Source organism: Phenylobacterium sp. CCH9-H3 (assembly GCF_001557235.1).
Classification (GTDB): Bacteria; Pseudomonadota; Alphaproteobacteria; order Caulobacterales; family Caulobacteraceae; genus Phenylobacterium.
This window is the reverse complement of record NZ_LSJI01000075.1, coordinates 21,025-37,874: the sequence shown is the minus strand read 5'-3', so window position 1 is coordinate 37,874 and position 16,850 is coordinate 21,025. Positions and strand designations below refer to the sequence as shown.

The following is a 16,850-nucleotide window of genomic DNA, read 5'->3' as shown; positions in this document are numbered from 1 at the left end:
TGGTGCTCGTGTTTTGGCCGACGGTGAGCCAGGCGGGTCCCGCCGACTACCGCTTCGAGCCGTCGCGCCCATCGTCGAACGCGGCGTCGGCGTTCCACTGAAAGTCCGGATCGGGTCACGCACGACCAATGCCGCCATCGCTGGCGCGGACATCCGCGACGCCTATGTCGACCGCTCCCCCGAAGGTCAGGCGGGCGGCGTGCTGCCCGCGTTCTTCACGCCCAGTCTGGAATATGGCGTCTCTAATTTCCGGGCCGCCTACCGACCGACGGGACCTGGGCTCTGAAATTTACCGCGCGCCTCTTCGGAGAGGTCCAGCCGCTGCCGGCCAGCGTGGTTCAAGGTGGTGGGCCGCCTTCCCGTGCAAAGCCGCCGAGCCGGCGGCCATAGGCTCGGATCCGCAAAGCGCATGGCCCTAGCCTGCGAGACCGCCGGCGCCCGGGACGGGACGCCGGCGGCGGTCCTACTTCGGCTGAATCGCCACCACTTCCGGCGTCCCGCCGGTCTTCAGCGTGAAATTGACCTGCTGGCCCATCTTGAGGCCTTTCAGCAGCGCGGGGTCGGCCTTGAAGGCCATGGTCATGGCCGGCCAGCTGAGGGCCGCGATCGGGCCGTGCTGCAGCGTCACCGAGCCGCCCTTGGCGTCGAGCTTCTTGATCACGCCCGCGCCCTGGGCGCCGGCCGCGGCGGCGGGACGGTCCATGCCAGGCATCTTGGCCATGTCATGGCCGGCTTGGGCGAAGGCGGGGCCGCTGAGGCCGAGCGCCGCGACGGCGGCGAGGATCAGTTTCATTGCTAGTCTCCTGGTCTTGCTCGGGTGAGGCGCGCACGGCCTCATGATCGCCCCGCTTGGTTTACGCACGAGGCGGGCTGCGCCCCTCATCGGGTGGGGCAGCGGCCGAGGGGACCGGCGGCGGCCCTGGAAGGGCCGCGTGGGGCCATCGGCTGCACGCGGCGCCTGCAAAGGGATCAGGCCGCGGACGCCGCATAGCCAGCCTCTGCGATTGCGCGCATGACCGCCTTGGGGTCTGCGGCCGTCTCGGCCTCGACCCGCTTGGCGTCAAGATCCACCCGGACCTCAGCCTTGGGATCGACGCGATTGAACGCCTCGGTCACCGATCGGACGCAGTGGCCGCAGCTCATGCCTTCAACATTCAGGCGAAGCATAGCTCATCTCCTCGTTTGGGTTCGCTTCGCCCGGGTACATAGGGATTCCCACGGTAGGAAGGTCAAGGGGGCCGCCTTCAAGCAAACGCGCCAGCAGGCCTCCCATCATAGCAAGCTTTTGTCTTTTCTATTCATTTCATCTGTTCTCGCGGAACCGCGTCGAGGCGCGGCGGTTTGACGAACATTCCCGCGCAGCCAGAGGAAGCTAAACCATGCACGTCCAGGAAATGATCGCGACCCATCCGCATGTCCGCGGCAACACCAACGATGCGCTGATCCGCTGCATCGAGGCCTGCTACGAGTGCGCCCAGATCTGCACGAGCTGTGCGGACGCGTGCCTCGGAGAGGACATGGTCAAGGAGTTGACCCAGTGTATCCGGCTGAATCTGGATTGCGCCGACGTCTGCCTCGCCACGGGCTCGGTCTCGTCGCGCCGGACCGGGACCAACGAGCTCACCATCAAGCGGATGATCGAGACCTGCGCCGAGGCGTGCCGGCTGTGCGGCGACGAATGCCAGAAACACGCGCAGATGCACGAGCATTGCCGCATCTGCGCCGACGCCTGCCGTCGGTGCGAACAGGCCTGTCGCGAGGCAGCCGACACCATCACGCCGACGCTTCAATAGAGGACACCCCACCAGTCAGCGCGCGGTCGTCACTCGCGCGACCGCGCGGCTAGCGCGCCTTGAAGGCATGGGCTGAGATCGCGTTAGCGGCGGGTCCTGGCGTGAACGTGATCCGTTTTTCGACATTTCCATAAGGGTGGCGGCTGATCCGGCGCGTATTTCATGAAAGTGCGCGGCCTCGCAGCCGTGCGGTGTCATTCGCCTGGGATCTCGCATCGACATGAAAGACTTCGATCGTCGCCAGCTTCTGCGCGGCGCCTCGCTGATGGGGGGCGGTCTGGCCCTCAGCACGTTGCTGCCGGGCTGGGCGCAAAGCGCCACGCTGGACACCGGCCCGACGCTGCCGACCCTCACCGGCCCGAATATCGATCTGCGGATCGGCCATTCTCGCCTGAACGTCGATGGCCGCACCGGGCACGCCGTCACCATCAATGGGACGGTGCCCGGGCCTTTGCTGCGGCTGAAGGAAGGCCAGAACGTCCGTCTGTCGGTGACCAATGACCTGGACGAGGACACCTCAATCCACTGGCATGGCCTGCTCGTGCCCTTCCAGATGGATGGCGTTCCGGGGGTCAGCTTCCCCGGGATCAAGCCGCGACAAACCTTCGTCTACGAGTTCCCGATCAAGCAGTCCGGCACCTACTGGTACCACAGCCACTCGGGCCTGCAGGAGGCCGAGGGTCACTACGGCCCGATGATCATCGATCCGGCGGAACCGGACCCGGTCGCCTACGACCGCGAACACGTCATCGTGCTCTCCGACTTCAGCTTCATGCACCCGCACCTGATCTTCAAGCGCTTGAAGCAGCAGGGCGGCGTTTTCAACTTCCAGAAGCAGACCATCGCCAGCTTGCTCGCAGGCAAGGACCAGACGCTTCAAGAGCGCATTGAATGGGCCAAGATGCGCATGGATCCGACGGACGTCTCCGACGTCACCGGTGCGGTGCTGAAGTTCCTCATTAACGGCCACGGGCCGAAGGACAACTGGACCGGGCTGTTCACGCCCGGCGAGCGGGTGCGCCTGCGCTTCATCAACGCCGCCGCTCAGATGGTGTTCGACGTGCGGATCCCCGGGTTAAAGATGACGGTGGTTGCGGCCGACGGCCAGAACGTCCGGCCCGTAGAGGTCGAAGAGTTCCAGATCGGCAACGCCGAGACCTACGACGTCGTCGTGCAACCGACGGAAGATAGAGCCTTCACCATTGTCTCGGAGGCGAGCGACCGCTCCGGCATGGGGCGCGCCACGTTGGCGCCGCGCCCGGGCATGACCGCGCCTGTCCCGCCGCTTCGTGAGCGGCCGCTCGCGACCATGAAGGACATGGGCATGGACATGGGCGCGATGCAGGGCATGAACATGGGCGGGTCCGGCGCCATGCCCGGGATGAACCACGACGCCTCGGGCCATGACATGGCCGCGATGCCGGGAATGGCCGGTATGCCCGGCATGGGAGCCCCGCCCGGCATGGCGCCGCCTAAGCCCCGCGGGTCAGATGCGATGGGGGGCATGGCAGGTATGAAGATGTCGATGCGCGACCCGCAGAATGCCCCTGGGGTAAAGCTTGGTCCCGGAGTCCAGACCATTGCACCGATGCCGATGGATCGCACCGGCGAACCGGGACAAGGGCTGGAGAGCGTCGGCCATCGGGTGCTGGTCTACAAGGACCTCATCGCGCTGACGCCGAGCGTCGATCCACGGATACCGACGCGCGCGCTCGACATCCACCTGACCGGGAACATGGAACGGTTTATGTGGGGGTTCGACGGCCTGAAGTTCAGCGAGACCAGCAAGCCGTACACCTTCGAGAAGGGAGAGCGGGTTCGGGTGACGCTGATCAACGACACCATGATGGCCCACCCGATCCACCTGCACGGTCATTTCTTCGAACTAGCGCACGCGCCACCGGGCTACGGGCCGAGGAAACACACGGTGACGGTGGCGCCGGGCGGCAAGGTCTCCTGGGACATCACGGCGGATCCGGGAGATTGGGCCTTCCACTGTCACATGCTCTACCACATGCACGGCGGGATGTTCCAAGTGTTCAGCGTGCGGCCGCTCGACGGAGCCGCCGCATGAACCGGCTCGCTCTGATTTCGCTGGTCCCCCTGCCGTTGGCGACGCCTGTCGCGGCGCAGACCATGGACCATTCTTCCATGCCGGGCATGGCCATGCCGGCTGCGCCGTCACAACCCGCTCAGCAATCCAAGCCCAAGGCAAAGGCCCAGCCCGCGGCGCCCCCGCGCCGCAACGCGACGCCGGCGCCGCCCGCCGACGCGCATGCCGGCCACACTACGCCGGGCGGCGCAGCCCCGATGGACCATTCGGCGATGCCAGGGATGTCGATGCCGGCCCCGTCGCAGGGGCCAGCTTCCAGCGGCATGCCAGGCATGACCATGCCCGCCGCTCCAGGGCCGCAGGACCATGGCGCCATGCCCGGGATGACCATGCCGGCGCAGGCCGCGCCGGCGGATCATTCGGCCATGCCGGGAATGAACAGCGCTCCGGCGGCGACCGCCGATATTCCGAAGACGCCGCCGCCGCCGCCGCCGACGGACCGGGCGGCCGACCGCTTCTTCTCGGCGGCCGCCATGGATAGCGCTGTTGCCGAACTTCGCCGTGAGCACGGCGCGGTTATAACCTCGAAGTTCATGACCAATCTGGCGGAATACCAGGCGCGCAAGGGCGCGGATGGTTATACCTGGGACGCCCAGGCTTGGTTTGGCGGCGACATCAACCGCTTCGTGCTCAAGAGTGAAGGGGAAGGGACCCGCGGCGAAGGCCTCGAAGCCGCCGAGCTGCAGGCGCTCTATTCCCGCGCCGTCGGCGTTTACACCGATGTCCAGGTGGGGATCCGGCAGGACTTTGAACCGCGCAACCGGACCTATGCGACCGTGGGCTTCGAGAGCCTTTTCCCGTATTGGTTCGACGTCGAGGGCGCCGTCTTCCTCTCCAACAAGGGGGAACTCCTCGGGCGCTTTGAAGGTTCCTACGACGTGCGTCTGACCAACCGCCTGATCCTACAGCCGCGGGCAGAATTCAATCTCGCCGCGCAGAACACCGTCGAGACCAAGACCGGCTCTGGACTGTCCAACGCTGAGCTCGGGCTGCGCCTTCGCTACGAGGTCCGTCGGGAGTTCGCGCCCTATATCGGCGTCTCCTGGGACCGGAAGTTCGGCAAGACCGCCGACTATGCGCGCGCCCTTGGCGAAGACGTCGAAGCGACGAGTTTCGTCATGGGTGTTCGCGCCTTCTTCTAGCGCTGCGGCGCGGGCGGGCTGCCGGCGCGAATAGCGCCGGCTCTGCCGCAGCGCCGAGGCTTGATCCGAAGCCGTCGGAGATCGTCAGTTTGTTCACACTCTCCATGGCGAGGGTTCGCCGTGCACTTGCTCCTGAGACCCAGGCGCGAACGATGATCGGGCGTCACGGCCGCTCGCTTCAGCCGCCGCCCCGTACGGGCGCCGTTGCGCCGAATCGCAGCCCTAACCGGATAGCCAAGGGACGAGACAAGATGATTTCCCAAAGGTTGGATCGGCGCCATTTGCTCGCAGGCGGGGCTGCTGCGCTCCTGGTTAGCGGCTGCGCCCGGGCTGCCTCTACGGGACCCTTGGTCGTCTACAAGACGCCATACTGCGGCTGTTGCAAGGGTTGGGTGACCCACATGACTCGTGCGGGCTTCTCCCCGACTATCAATGAGCTCGAGGATCTCGCGCCTGTCCGCAGCCGTTATGGCGTCCCGTTCACGCTGTCCTCCTGCCACACGGCAGTCATTGGCGGCTATGTCGTCGAGGGGCATGTGCCGCCTGCCGATGTGATGCGCCTGCTGCGGGAGAAGCCGAAGGCGCTCGGCCTCACGGTTCCGGGCATGCCGATTGGGTCTCCAGGCATGGAAATCCCCAACGGTTCTGCGGAGAGGTTCGAGACCCTGTTGCTCCTCGATAGATCCGGACGGACGCAGGTGTTCGCCACGCACGGCGCCTGATCAGGCGCGCGAGCGTAGCTTTGCTGCCTTGCGCCCCTTCATCGTTACCCGTGCAGCTGGCTGCCCGTGCCTCCGATAGCCCTCCTCTCCTCGACGGCCGGCATACCGAGGCTGCGTTCATCGCCTCCTAATTTTCCTTCCAGTGGGTCAAGCCGTCCGGCGGGGTTTCCGACGGCACTCCGCAGGCGGAGCGCCTGGGGCGCTTCGTGCGCGTGGCGGCGATCTCAAGGTGGAGATCGCTGCGCGGCCCTCAGCCTACCGCGCGGTCTGCCGTACCGCGTGGGCGCGACACGCCCCCATGGCAAGTCGGTCCCGTCGCCGCCTCGTCGCCGTCGCGGAGATCGCAACGTCTCAACGCCGGTCCGACCGCCCGTTCTTAGACATCGTTTGGCGCCGGATAGCGGTGGCTGGTCGGATCGGGCGGTCCGCTCAGCTGCTCGCACTGTATTGGAGTGCCGTTCGGCTGCAGACGCCGCTTAGCGGCCCGCTCGGGACCCATCCTCAGGGAGCCTCCGGCGGCGAAGGAGGAGATAGCCTGCAGGAACGACGAGCATCGACAGGAGGGGGGCGGTGAGCATGCCGCCGATCATCGGAGCGGCGATGCGGCCCATGACCTCCGAGCCGGCGCCATGGCCAATGAGCATCGGCGCCAGACCGGCGATGATCACCGCGACCGTCATCGACTTCGGCCGGACCCGAAGCACAGCGCCGTCGCGAACGGCCTCCTGGAGATCCTGCCGTGTGGGATTCGCGCCCCGCGCCTCGAGAGCCTGCTTGAGGTAGATGAGCATGACGACGCCGAATTCGGCCGCGACGCCGGCCAAGGCGATGAAACCGATGCCCGTCGCGACGGAGTGGTGGAAGCCCAGCAGGTAGAGCATCCACAACCCACCGGTCAGGGCGAAGGGCAGGGTCCCCATGATCAGCGCCGCTTCATCCCATCGGCCGAAGGTGACGTAAAGCAGGACGAAGATGATCAGCAGGGTCGCCGGGACCACGATCTTCAGACGTTCGACCGCATGCTGCAAGTACTCAAATTGGCCGGAATACGAGAGGCTGACCCCCGGCGGAACCTTGACGTCCTTGGCGACCGCCGCCTCAAGATCTTTGACGACCGACGCCAAGTCCCGCCCGCGCACGTCGACATAGATCCAGGTCGAAGGCCGGCCGTTCTCACTCTTGAGCATCGGCGGCCCCTCGGCTACCTCGACCTTCGCGACCGTGCCCAGGGTGATCTGTTGGCCGGACGGCGTGTAGATCGGCAGCGCGCGCAGCTCGTCGAGGCTGTCGCGAATCTCGCGCGGATAACGCACATTGATCGGATAGCGGGCCAGGCCCTCGACCGTCTCGCCGACGTTTTCGCCGCCAATGGCCCCGCCGATGATGTCCTGGACGTCGGCGATGTTCAGTCCGTACCGGGCCGCCGCGGCGCGATCGATGTTCACGTCCACGTAGCGGCCGCCCGTGAGCCGTTCCGCGAAGGCGGTGCTGACGCCCGGGACGGTCTTGGCCACGGTCTCGATCCGCTGCGCGATCGCGTCGATCTGGCTGAGATTGGCGCCGGACACCTTGACGCCGATCGGGCTCTTGATGCCGGTCGCGAGCATGTCGAGCCGGTTGCGGATCGGCGGAACCCACACATTGGTCAGGCCCGCCACCTTCACCTTGCTGTCGAGTTCCTCCACCAGCTTGTCGGGGGTCATGCCCTTGCGCCATTGGCTTTGTGGCTTGAACTGGATCACGGTCTCGAACATTTCGAGCGGCGCCGGGTCGGTCGCGCTCTCCGCGCGCCCGGCCTTGCCGAAGACGGTGGCCACCTCCGGCACGGTCTTGATCATGCGATCGGTCTGCTGGAGCAGTTCGGAGGCTTTCGCCGCCGACAAGCCGGGCAGGGCGGACGGCATGTAGAGCAGGTCGCCTTCGTTCATCGCCGGCAGGAACTCGCCGCCTAGATGGGTGAGCGGCCAAGCGGTGGTGGCGAAGGCCAAGAGCGCCGCGAGCAGGGTCTTCTTCGGGTGCTTCAGCACCCAGTTGATGGCGGGCCGATAGAGGGCGGTCAGTCCCCGGTTCAGGAAGTTCGCGTTTTCCGGTGGGATGCGGCCGCGGATCAGGTAGCCCATCAGGACCGGCACGAGGGTGATCGACAGGATGGCCGCGCCGGCCATCGAATAGGACTTGGTGAAGGCCAGCGGCTTGAACAGCCGACCTTCTTGCGCCTGCAGGGTGAAGACCGGCACGAAGGACAAGGTGATGATCACCAGGCTGAGGAAGAGCGCCGGCCCCACCTGGGCAGCGGCTTCGGTGACCACCCGCCAGTGCTCGGCGCCTTTCAGCTTCTCGCCGGGATGCTCGTGCTCCCACTGCTCGATGTGCTTGTGGGCGTTCTCGATCATCACGACGGCCGCATCGACCATGGCGCCGACGGCGATGGCGATGCCGCCAAGCGACATGATGTTGGCGTTCACGCCCTGCACGCGCATGACGATCAAGGCCATCAGCACGCCGATCGGCAGGGACAGGATCGCGACCAGGGCCGAGCGCATGTGCCAGAGGAACAGCGCGCAGACCAGCGCCACGATGATGAACTCTTCGATCAGCTTGCCGCGCAGGTTCTCCACCGCGCGATCGATCAATTGGGAACGGTCATAGGTGGTCACGACCTGCACGCCGGGCGGGAGACTGTGCTTGAGCTCTTCGAGCTTGGTCTTGACGGCAGCGATGGTCGCCCGGGCGTTCTTGCCCGATCTGAGCACCACCACGCCGCCGGCCACCTCGCCCTGGCCGTTCAGCTCGGCGATGCCGCGCCGCATCTCCGGCCCGATTTGGATGGTGGCGACATCGCTCAGGCGCACCGGAACCCCGCCGGCGGCGGTCCGCAGCGGGATCGCGCGGAAGTCGTCCAGCGACTGCAGATAGCCGCCCGCGCGGACCATGTATTCGGCCTCGCCCAATTCGAGGACGGAGCCGCCAGCCTCCTGGTTGGCGCGCCGGATCGCCTCGACCGCCTGTTGCTGGGTGACCCCGTAGCCGGCGAGTTTGGTCGGCTCGAGGACGACCTGGTACTGTTTGACCATGCCGCCGATGCTGGCGACCTCGGCGACCCCGGGAAGCGTCTTCAGCTCATAGCGCAGGAACCAGTCCTGCAGGCTGCGGAGCTGCGCCAGGTCGTGGCGGCCGGTCTTGTCGACCAGGGCGTACTCATAGACCCACCCGACGCCGGTGGCGTCCGGTCCGAGAGCAGCTTTCGCGGAGGGCGGCAGCCGGCTCTGCACCTGGTTGAGGTATTCGAGCACCCGCGAGCGGGCCCAGTAGAGATCGGTCCCCTCGTCGAAGATGATGTAGACGAAGCTGTCGCCGAAGAACGAATAGCCGCGCACCGTCTTGGCGCCAGGGACCGACAGCATGGTCGTCGCCAGGGGATAGGTGACCTGGTTCTCGACGATCTGGGGAGCCTGGCCAGGATAGTTCGTCCGGATGATCACCTGCACGTCGGACAGGTCCGGCAAGAAGTCGACCGCCGTCGATTTGACTGCCAGTCCCCCGGCGACGGTGATGGCCAGGGCGGCGAGCAGGACGAAGAAGCGGTTCCTGACCGACCAGCGAATGATCGCCGCGATCATTGGCCCGGCTCCTTGCTGAGGCGGCGCAGGGTGGGGCCGGCGGCCGGCTGGTTAAAGGCGAACCGCACGCGGTCGCCCTTCTTGATCCCCTTCAGCAGCGTCGGCTGTTCGACGCGGAACGTCATGGTCATCGCGGGCCAGCCGATGGCGGGGACCGGCTGGTGGGAGATCGTCACGCTATCCTGGCCGATCGACTCGATGTGGCCGGTCGTTTCGGCCAATCCTGCCGCGGCGTTCGTGGCGACCGCCGGGGACGGGGGCAGGGTCATCCCGCCGCCGATCGGGCGGGCCTGGACTCCGGAAAGGCTGGCCTCGGAATCGATCAGGAACTGGCCGGAGGCGACGATACGCTCGCCTTCGGAAAGCCCGGCCAGGATCTCGGTCTTGTCACCGGCGCTCTGTCCGATCTGCACCTCGGCCGGTTGGTAACGGCCGCCCGGCAAGGCCAGCATCACAAGGCTGCGCTTGCCCGTGCGGATGATCGCTTCCGTGGGAACCAGGATAGCGGGCCGCGCGGTGGAGGTCAGCTGGACGTTGGCGAACATGCCCGGCCTCAGCCGACCGCCGCGGTTCGGCAGCTCGATGCGCACCTGCAGCGTTCGGCTTTCCACCTGGGCCTGCGGCAGGATCGCGGTCACCCGTCCCGAGAAGGTCTCCCCGGGGTAGGCCGCGAGGGTGGCGGTGACCGGCTGCCCCGACCGGACCTGGCCGGCCATCGCCTCGGGCACGGCCGCAGTCAGCCACACAGTGCCCAGGCCGGAGATCTCCGCCAGGGTCTCCCCGGCCGAGACCGACATGCCGCTGCGCACGCTGAGCGTCTTGATGACCCCGCCGATCGGGGCTGTGACGGTCACCACGTTGCGGGCGCGCCCGCTCTGGTCGATCTGGCGGATGAGCCCAGGCGACATTCCGAGCAACTGTAGCCGCTGCTGGGCGGCGCGGATGAGCGCGGGGTCGCCCGTCCGACGCACCGCCAGGTACTCCGCCTGCGCGCCGCCCCATTCCGGGAGCAGGAGGTCCGCCAAGGGCGCGCCAGCTGGAATGATGTCGCCCGGCGCACGACCATAGACGCGCTGCACGAAGCCGGCCGCCCTGGGCTGTACGATGGCGACGTCGCGCAGATTGAAGTCGATCGTGCCGGTCGCCGTCACGCCGCTGGCGAGTTCCCCGCGCGTGGCTGTCGCGAGCCGCATACCGAGGTTGGCCACCTTGGCGGGATCGATCTTGACTCCGACCTCGCCGGCCCCGACGCGTTCGTCGGCGTACCTGGGCACCATGTCCATGCCCATCGGCGACTTGCCCGGTGCCGGGAAGTGCTGCTGTGGCACCATGGGATCGTACCAGTAGAGGACCTTCCTGCCGCCTGGGGCGCTCGCCTCGGATGCGGTCGATGGCCCGGGCTTCAGTTGGGCGAGGCCGTAGCCGCCCGCGGCGGCGACAATGGCGATGGCGCCGGCGGCCGCGAGGGTTCGGAGGTTTGACCGGGACACGGAGCTCATGGCTGGCGGCTTTCGTAGGTGGTGCTGGCTTGGGTGGGTTCACTCGGATGGGTCTGTTCCGCGATGCACCGGGCAAGTCCGGGCCACCTGAAGGCTGAGGCGGCGCTCATGGTCGGTCGCTCCCGTAGGTGAGCACGAGGGTGGCGGCGTCGGCGGCCACCGCCGCCTCGCGGTCCAGCAAGGTCAGCTGGGCGTTGGCGAGCGCCGTGAAGGCTTGGAGCACGTCGGTCAGCCCGCCGCGGCCCGCACCATAGCTCGCCGTCTCCAGGTCGGCGCGCCGCTTGGCGAGCGGCAGCAGCACGTCCTTGGCCCGGCTCCATTGGTCGTGATGCATCAGGTGGTCGGCCAGCGCCGCCTCCAGTTGGGCGGCGAGCTCGCGATGCGTCGCCTCGGCCTCGGCCCGGGTTTGGTTCGCCGCGGCGAGCTTGGCCGCGATCAGCGGGTCCTGCCGCCGGGAAGCGAACAGCGGCAGGGTGACAGTGACGCCTGCGGAAACCATGTCGCCAAACATCGGGTCTCGACGCTGGTAGGCGAGTTCCCAGCTCCAGTCCGGCCGTTTCTGGGCGCGGGCGAGGCGCACGTCGGCCTGGGCTTGCGAAATTATCGCTTCCCGCTCCGCCAGCCGCGGGTGGCCGGCGAGCCCTCCCCTCAGTGTGGTCGCATCAACCTCGAAGCCCGGCGGGGATCCGGCGACCTCGGCCTGCGGATCGCCCGTGTAGCGGACGAGGTCCGCGCGAGCGCGTCCCACGGCGGCCAGGATCTCGCTGCGCCGATCCTGCAGGTCGGCCCGCATCTGCTCGGCCTCCAGGGGCTGGGCCGGCCGCGCCGCGCCCGAGGCGACGGCGGAAGGGGCGCTGTCCCATAAGGGTTCGAGGCCCTTCAGCAACTCGTCGATCGCCGACAAACGCCTTTCGGCATAGTAGAGGTTGATCCAGGCGAGCGCGGTGGCGGTGCGCAGATCGCGGACGCCGACCTGTTCGGCGGCCCCGGCAGCCTGGATATCGGTCTGGGCCCGGGTGCGTTCGGCGGCGCGTTTGGCCCCGTTCGGCATGTCCTGCATCACGCCGACCCGCGCCATGGTCATGCTGTCGCCGTTGAACCGTCCGGCTGGCGGACCCGAGACAGGGAAGTTGTCGAGCCCGAAGACGATCTTGGGATCAGGAAGGGCGCCCGCGGCGCGTGCGGCGGACCGCGCGCTCTCGACCTGCAACGCACGGGCCTGGAGGCTTGGTGAGGTCCTCTGGGCGGCCTCCAGCGCGGCGGCGTAGGTGAGCGGCGCGGCCTGGGCGCCGCCGGCCATGAGCAGGCTGGCGAGAAGGATGGGAAGACGCATGTTCGGGATCCGAAGGGGATGGAGCAAAGCCGGCCGGGACACGCCGGCGGAGCTCGAGCTCCGCCGGCGGCCGTCAGGACCGCGCCCAAGGGGATAGGAGGACGCGGCCCCTTGGCGGTTCAGCCGTTGGGCGTCTGTGACGCCGGACCCTGCATCATCGGGCACGGACAGTCCTTGGCCGCCCGCGCGGCGCTAGGCTTGGCGGTTCGGATCACCGGTCGGAAGACATCGTGCGGGTTAGAGGGCGGGGGCCCGACCCGGTACTCATATTGCCTACCTGGGGCGGGGGCCGCGAAGGCGGAGGTGCTCACGGCGGTGAGCGCGGCGACGCAGGCGGTCGCAGCCAAGAGCTTGGAAAGGTTCATTGTCATCGTCCTGAATGATCGATGAGGCCGCGGGATTGCGGTCCTCCAGCCCACATGAATCACGGCCTCTGAAGAGCGTCGGCCACGACCCGGAAGCGGGCCCGCGCAGGTCGCGCGGACAGTTCAGGCGATCGATTTCGGCGGTCGCTCCGTCCGCGGCGGCGGACGAGCTTTCAGCGGCAGAACCCGGTCGGCGACAACGGCCGCCTTCGGCTGGGGGGCGACGTGGACGTCCGCGCTCGGCAGCGCAGCCGAGATGCCGCACATCGTGGCGCAGGCCTGCGCGCACGCCTTGCTGTCCATCGTCTCCTTGCTGTGGTCGCAGCATGGGTCGGGCGCGCTTGGCGCGGTCGGATCGGATGTGGTCACGGCCATCGTCATGCCGGTCATCTCGGCTCCGGCCTCCACGCATGCCTGCTGGGCCGCCACGGCGGCGGCCGGGCTGTAGAGTAGGCCCAAGAGGGCGAGGAGGATGAGGAGGCGCCGCATCGCTGCGGATCCTACGCCGGTGAAAGGTCGAAGTCGACGGCCGCCCGCATCCAGCGCGACTGCGCCATGGCGAGCGGGAGGCGGACGTTCATTGCGCGGACACCGGCGCGAGCATGCCCAACCAGGCGATCACGCCCAGCACGAGGAAAGCCAGCGCTGTCTCGAAAAGCAAGCTCCGACGGAGGGCCGCGAGCGCCTCCCGTCGCGTCCCCTTGTTCTCGAGAGCGGCGCCAAGGGCTGGGGTCAGGCGAAAACGGTTGGCCGCGGCCAATCCCAACATTGCAGTGAACAGCAGCAGCTTCACGAGAAGGAGCTGGCCGTACGGCGTCGTCCAGAGCCCCGCGAGGCGATCTGGACCCACCAGGAACCAGCTATTGACGAGGCCAGTGCCGACGAGGACCGCGACCAGTCCGGATCCGACGCCGGCGAAGCCGTGAAGCGCCTTGTGCAAGGCGGGGTCGGTTTCGGCATCCGTCGCCCCTGGACGAAGCAAGCCGAAGAAGACGACAAGCGCGCCAATCCAGACCCCGGCGGCGAGCGCGTGAAAAATGTCGGCCGTCAGGTGAATGGGCCCGCCCGGGCCTTGGGTCGCAGCGCCGTGGCCCATCCAGGCGAGGCTGGCGCTGATGACAGCACCGAGGGCTGTGCAGATCCAGAACAGCACGCGGCCGGGGCGGAGGACCAGCACGGCGCTGAGCGCCAGGGCCGCGGCGACGGCGCGGACCACGGCGGCCTTGCCCAAGGACATCGTTGTCACGACGGCCGTGAGCGACGAAAGCTTCAGGCCCTCAGCGACCGACCCCGCGAGCGCCGAGGTTTGTGCCACCAGCCCCAGGAGGGTGGCGGCCAGGAGGGCGACGGCGCTCCAACCGAGTAAGGGTCGCGACCAGTTCAAGCGACCGCCTGATCCTGGGCCCGTGCTTGGCAGGCCGTAGATCAGGAAGAGCGATGATCCGAAGAGGATCATCGCTCCTGCGAACTGAACCAGCCTGAGGAGAATGACCGCAGGCTCAAGCACGCTCTATTTCACCGTAAAGGCGAGATCGCCGTTCATCTTGTGACCGTCCGATGTGGCGGCATGCCATTTGACCTTGTAGGCGCCTGGCATCAACGCACCCTGCGGCGTACCGATCATGGACATGCCGTCCTTCGACACGGTCGTCTTCACCGGCATCTTCATGCCGCCGCCCATCTCCAGGTCAAATCCAGAGAAAGCGGGCGTCAGCTTTTCGTTGAAGGTGAGCGTGATCGTCTTCGGCGCAGCCACCGTCACATTCGCCGCTGGGTTCGACGTGACCAATTTGGCGTGGGCCGAAGCGGTCCCGGCCATTAGCAAGGCTGCAGCCGTGACGAGGCCGGCGATGGAAAGGCTTTTGTGATGAGTCATTGGGATATCCCCGAGGTTTGAACGCTGTCCCTTGAGAGTATACGCAGCGCCTGGTCAGTCCCCCTCACTGTAGCCGCGTGCGACCGGGAGACGCACCTTCCACGATTCTGAAGCGCGCCGCGGCCGGAGCCGGGTGAAGGCCCGGCCCAGCCACGGCGCGCGGCGAGTAGTGCCTGGGCTCACGAGGCCCGAAATCGCAGAGGGCCGCCAGAAATTCGGACCCGCCCTATTTCGGCATCTTCATTCCGGCCATGTCGGAATTCGGATCGGCCTTCTGGTCCCCCTTCTTCGGAGGCATACCCTGGGCCGGCGCCGCGGTGCCTGAAGCCGCATCATGGGCCGTGACGTCGCCGTGCGGGCTAGCTTCGGGATGGGCTCCCTCGTTTGCGGGCGTCGGCGCGGCGGCTACTGGCTGGGCCTCGACCGGAGGCGGGGCAGATTCCTTCTGGCCGCAGGCGGCCAACAGCAAAGCCATCGCTCCGGCGGCGCAGGCCGCGAACTTGTTCCGAATGTTCATCATCTCTCCCATCATTTGCGTTGCTCGATCCTGTTCACCTGCGCCGCCATGCTGCGGCGTAGCGTCAGAAGCGGGTCAGTTCGGTGATCTGCTGGCTCTCCAACCTAAACCGGACCTTGTCCCCTACCGTAGCGCTGTTCAGAAGAGCGCTCTTGCCCACGGCGAAGGCCATCGTCCCTGCAGGCCAGTTCAGCGGCTCGATGGCGTCGTAGGCGATTGTGATCCTGCCTGCCGTTGCATCGATGGCTCGCACCAGGCCGACGCCGCGAATCTCACTCAATTTGACCGGTGGGGCCGCGAGGGACGACACCGCCTGCGGACGCGGCGCTGGCCGGCTTGCGGGCCTGGGGGTTGACGGAGTATCCCCGCCGCCTGGGTGCGCACTCGCAGCCGTAGCGGCGCCGAGGCACAGGACCAACGGAAAGATGTGCTTCATTGCTTGCCCGTTCCTGCCGCAGAGATCGGCCACTTCAGCTGAACCCGAGCGGCCGCGACCTCGCTCCTTGAACATATTACGCGCGCCAAGATGGATACCCCTCGCCTAGCGCGGCATTTCATTCACGGTGAATCGCAGGTTCTAAGGAGGCCCCGGGGCTGGGCTTTGCCGTATGCACCGTTGATGGACAGGATTCGGACCGCCACTTCCGCAGCAGACTACTTGTCTGCTTGCATGGACATCATGGTGTCGCCGCTGAAGGGCTGATGCAAATGGGTGCCACGATAGCTGAAATGCGAAAGGTCGACGCGCTCCTGCTGTGATGGCGCCGCAGCGCCAGAGGTCGGCCAGGATCTGAAGGCGTGCCTGACCGGCTTGTGGGCAGGTGAGGGCACGCTCTTCTGCCAAGACGCGCATCACAAATAGTTTGAGCAATTCACGGTTTCTTCAGTGCGCTCGGATAGCGATTTCTGAGCTCAAGAAGAGCACAACGAGGAAGGAACACTCCGATGAACGTCTCCGCCGCAAGCGCCGTGAATTCTGCCGCCCTGGCACAGGCCGCTCGGGCGCCGCAGCAAACCCAGCCGCCGGCTAAGCCCGAGACGAGCCACGCCACTGGCGAGACCTCGCACAATAGTAAGCCTGCGGGCGCGCTCGACATCAAGGTCTAGGACCACCCACGTCGGGCTCTGAGATTTGACCGGGAGTGATGCGCGAGCGTCATGCTCCCGGTCGGTCTAGCAACAGAGACCCGCGCCGCCTTCAGCGGCTCAAGATCCAAGCTGGTTCGTCGGGCCGCCGACGCGGCCAGCGGAGTTTACTCGTGACAAGCGCTGGCTTGCATTGCCCGTCAGCGCTTTCCGATCAATCCGAGAGCGGACGCTGCTTCACTCCAATAGCATACGGCGCGCTCGGGTCGGTCTCAGGGCGCCCTTGAGGACAGGTGAAGCTGTGCGATGCGCCAGGCGCCCGCTCTTCGCACCAGGACGGCCGTGCTCACCCCGCGCCGTTCGACGACGCCTTGGCGGCCCTTGGCGCGGATGACGTAGTCGTACTCCTCGCGTGCCCACGCCACCTCGCCGAGTACCTGAATGTCCACCTTGCGATTTTTGATCTCGAAGCTGTCGAATGCGGCAAGCTCCGGCCCGAGATGATGGTCCAGGTACTGACCGATCGGCCCCTCGTAGCGCCCGCCTTCCAGTATGGCGGCGTCCGGGGTGAAGAGCCGGGCCAACTCTCGGATCTCGCGCTGCTGAAGGGCGGCCGTGAAGGCGTCGAGGACGTTGCGAGCCTCCGACGTCGACACCTGCGCCGCCGGTGTCTGCGCCGAAGCCGGGGCGGCGATGGCCAGGACCGCGACCGCGGCCAAGTGGTGATGTTGCATCTGTCTTCCTCGAAACCCAAAAGATCCCCCTCCGCACGAAGGCGGAGGGG

At 67.0% G+C, this 16,850-nt stretch carries 17 protein-coding genes; 6 read left to right on the top strand and 11 right to left on the bottom strand.

All coding sequences use genetic code 11. From position 1 onward, the window contains the following. Window positions 1-13: 13 nt before the first annotated feature. Window positions 14-286 carry a hypothetical protein gene (locus tag AX721_RS27245; protein ID WP_156467042.1) on the top strand — a complete coding sequence of 91 codons (273 nt, stop codon included), beginning with the start codon at window positions 14-16 and terminating at the stop codon, window positions 284-286. A gap of 177 nt (window positions 287-463) precedes the next feature. Here AX721_RS27245 and AX721_RS06505 read toward each other — a convergent pair whose 3' ends face one another. Together AX721_RS06505 and AX721_RS06500 are read right to left on the bottom strand one after the other, a co-directional pair. Further along, window positions 464-793, bottom strand: coding sequence for a copper-binding protein (locus AX721_RS06505; RefSeq protein ID WP_068875201.1), 330 nt, complete (start codon window positions 791-793; stop codon window positions 464-466). Between the two features lie 176 nt (window positions 794-969). Then, entirely contained in the window at window positions 970-1,167 is a 198-nt protein-coding gene (locus tag AX721_RS06500) for a heavy-metal-associated domain-containing protein (protein WP_068875200.1), read from the bottom strand. A gap of 212 nt (window positions 1,168-1,379) precedes the next feature. On the opposite strand from AX721_RS06500, the gene AX721_RS06495 reads away from it, so the two are divergent. The 4 genes from AX721_RS06495 to AX721_RS06480 all read left to right on the top strand — a co-directional run bounded on the left by AX721_RS06495 (window position 1,380) and on the right by AX721_RS06480 (window position 5,770). Continuing rightward, entirely contained in the window at window positions 1,380-1,793 is a 414-nt protein-coding gene (locus AX721_RS06495; RefSeq protein ID WP_068875199.1) for a four-helix bundle copper-binding protein, read from the top strand. A gap of 220 nt (window positions 1,794-2,013) precedes the next feature. Beyond that, window positions 2,014-3,867, top strand: a complete 1,854-nt coding sequence (locus tag AX721_RS06490) for a copper resistance system multicopper oxidase (protein WP_068875198.1) — start codon at window positions 2,014-2,016, stop codon at window positions 3,865-3,867. Window positions 3,868-3,944: 77 nt separating this feature from the next. Beyond that, window positions 3,945-5,048, top strand: coding sequence for a copper resistance protein B (locus AX721_RS06485; RefSeq protein WP_369807894.1), 1,104 nt, complete (start codon window positions 3,945-3,947; stop codon window positions 5,046-5,048). A 347-nt stretch (window positions 5,049-5,395) separates the two neighbouring features. After that, complete coding sequence (locus AX721_RS06480) at window positions 5,396-5,770, top strand: DUF411 domain-containing protein (RefSeq protein ID WP_369807893.1); 375 nt, start codon at window positions 5,396-5,398, stop codon at window positions 5,768-5,770. 476 nt (window positions 5,771-6,246) lie between these two features. Here AX721_RS06480 and AX721_RS06475 read toward each other — a convergent pair whose 3' ends face one another. From AX721_RS06475 to AX721_RS27820, 8 genes are all read right to left on the bottom strand, one after another. Then, window positions 6,247-9,390 (bottom strand): efflux RND transporter permease subunit, encoded by a 3,144-nt coding sequence (locus AX721_RS06475; RefSeq protein ID WP_068875195.1) that lies wholly within the window; start codon window positions 9,388-9,390, stop codon window positions 6,247-6,249. Then, window positions 9,387-10,889, bottom strand: a complete 1,503-nt coding sequence (locus AX721_RS06470) for an efflux RND transporter periplasmic adaptor subunit (protein WP_068875194.1) — start codon at window positions 10,887-10,889, stop codon at window positions 9,387-9,389. The genes AX721_RS06475 and AX721_RS06470 overlap by 4 nt, the downstream gene beginning before the upstream one ends. Before the next feature lie 106 nt (window positions 10,890-10,995). Next, window positions 10,996-12,222, bottom strand: coding sequence for a TolC family protein (locus AX721_RS06465; protein ID WP_068875193.1), 1,227 nt, complete (start codon window positions 12,220-12,222; stop codon window positions 10,996-10,998). A 488-nt stretch (window positions 12,223-12,710) separates the two neighbouring features. After that, window positions 12,711-13,076: a hypothetical protein gene (locus AX721_RS06455; protein WP_068875191.1), complete on the bottom strand. Its 366-nt coding sequence runs from the start codon at window positions 13,074-13,076 to the stop codon at window positions 12,711-12,713. Between the two features lie 88 nt (window positions 13,077-13,164). Continuing rightward, window positions 13,165-14,094, bottom strand: a complete 930-nt coding sequence (gene copD / locus AX721_RS06450; RefSeq protein WP_068875190.1) for a copper homeostasis membrane protein CopD — start codon at window positions 14,092-14,094, stop codon at window positions 13,165-13,167. Window positions 14,095-14,097: 3 nt separating this feature from the next. Beyond that, window positions 14,098-14,463, bottom strand: a complete 366-nt coding sequence (copC, locus tag AX721_RS06445; RefSeq protein WP_068875189.1) for a copper homeostasis periplasmic binding protein CopC — start codon at window positions 14,461-14,463, stop codon at window positions 14,098-14,100. A gap of 226 nt (window positions 14,464-14,689) precedes the next feature. Then, window positions 14,690-14,995, bottom strand: coding sequence for a hypothetical protein (locus tag AX721_RS06440; protein ID WP_068875188.1), 306 nt, complete (start codon window positions 14,993-14,995; stop codon window positions 14,690-14,692). Window positions 14,996-15,044: 49 nt separating this feature from the next. Further along, window positions 15,045-15,260, bottom strand: a complete 216-nt coding sequence (locus AX721_RS27820) for a copper-binding protein (RefSeq protein ID WP_068875187.1) — start codon at window positions 15,258-15,260, stop codon at window positions 15,045-15,047. Window positions 15,261-15,925: 665 nt separating this feature from the next. Here AX721_RS27820 and AX721_RS27240 point away from each other — a divergent pair. Further along, window positions 15,926-16,087 (top strand): hypothetical protein, encoded by a 162-nt coding sequence (locus AX721_RS27240; protein WP_156467041.1) that lies wholly within the window; start codon window positions 15,926-15,928, stop codon window positions 16,085-16,087. Between the two features lie 251 nt (window positions 16,088-16,338). Here the strand turns inward: AX721_RS27240 and AX721_RS06430 are convergent, their stop codons facing one another. After that, window positions 16,339-16,800: a nuclear transport factor 2 family protein gene (locus tag AX721_RS06430; RefSeq protein WP_068875186.1), complete on the bottom strand. Its 462-nt coding sequence runs from the start codon at window positions 16,798-16,800 to the stop codon at window positions 16,339-16,341. Between the last annotated feature and the right edge of the window lie 50 nt (window positions 16,801-16,850).

Bases quoted from the DNA above. Each gene is read 5' to 3' on its own strand.
- AX721_RS06500 (WP_068875200.1), bottom strand. From the start codon at position 1,167: ATGCTTCGCCTGAATGTTGAAGGCATGAGCTGCGGCCACTGCGTCCGA.
- AX721_RS06430 (WP_068875186.1), bottom strand. From the start codon at position 16,800: ATGCAACATCACCACTTGGCCGCGGTCGCGGTCCTGGCCATCGCCGCC.
- AX721_RS06455 (WP_068875191.1), bottom strand. From the start codon at position 13,076: ATGCGGCGCCTCCTCATCCTCCTCGCCCTCTTGGGCCTACTCTACAGC.
- AX721_RS06490 (WP_068875198.1), top strand. From the start codon at position 2,014: ATGAAAGACTTCGATCGTCGCCAGCTTCTGCGCGGCGCCTCGCTGATG.
- AX721_RS06505 (WP_068875201.1), bottom strand. From the start codon at position 793: ATGAAACTGATCCTCGCCGCCGTCGCGGCGCTCGGCCTCAGCGGCCCC.
- copC (WP_068875189.1), bottom strand. From the start codon at position 14,463: ATGACTCATCACAAAAGCCTTTCCATCGCCGGCCTCGTCACGGCTGCA.
- AX721_RS27240 (WP_156467041.1), top strand. From the start codon at position 15,926: ATGAACGTCTCCGCCGCAAGCGCCGTGAATTCTGCCGCCCTGGCACAG.
- AX721_RS06440 (WP_068875188.1), bottom strand. From the start codon at position 14,995: ATGATGGGAGAGATGATGAACATTCGGAACAAGTTCGCGGCCTGCGCC.
- AX721_RS06475 (WP_068875195.1), bottom strand. From the start codon at position 9,390: ATGATCGCGGCGATCATTCGCTGGTCGGTCAGGAACCGCTTCTTCGTC.
- AX721_RS06485 (WP_369807894.1), top strand. From the start codon at position 3,945: ATGCCGGGCATGGCCATGCCGGCTGCGCCGTCACAACCCGCTCAGCAA.
- AX721_RS06495 (WP_068875199.1), top strand. From the start codon at position 1,380: ATGCACGTCCAGGAAATGATCGCGACCCATCCGCATGTCCGCGGCAAC.
- AX721_RS06465 (WP_068875193.1), bottom strand. From the start codon at position 12,222: ATGCGTCTTCCCATCCTTCTCGCCAGCCTGCTCATGGCCGGCGGCGCC.
- AX721_RS06470 (WP_068875194.1), bottom strand. From the start codon at position 10,889: ATGAGCTCCGTGTCCCGGTCAAACCTCCGAACCCTCGCGGCCGCCGGC.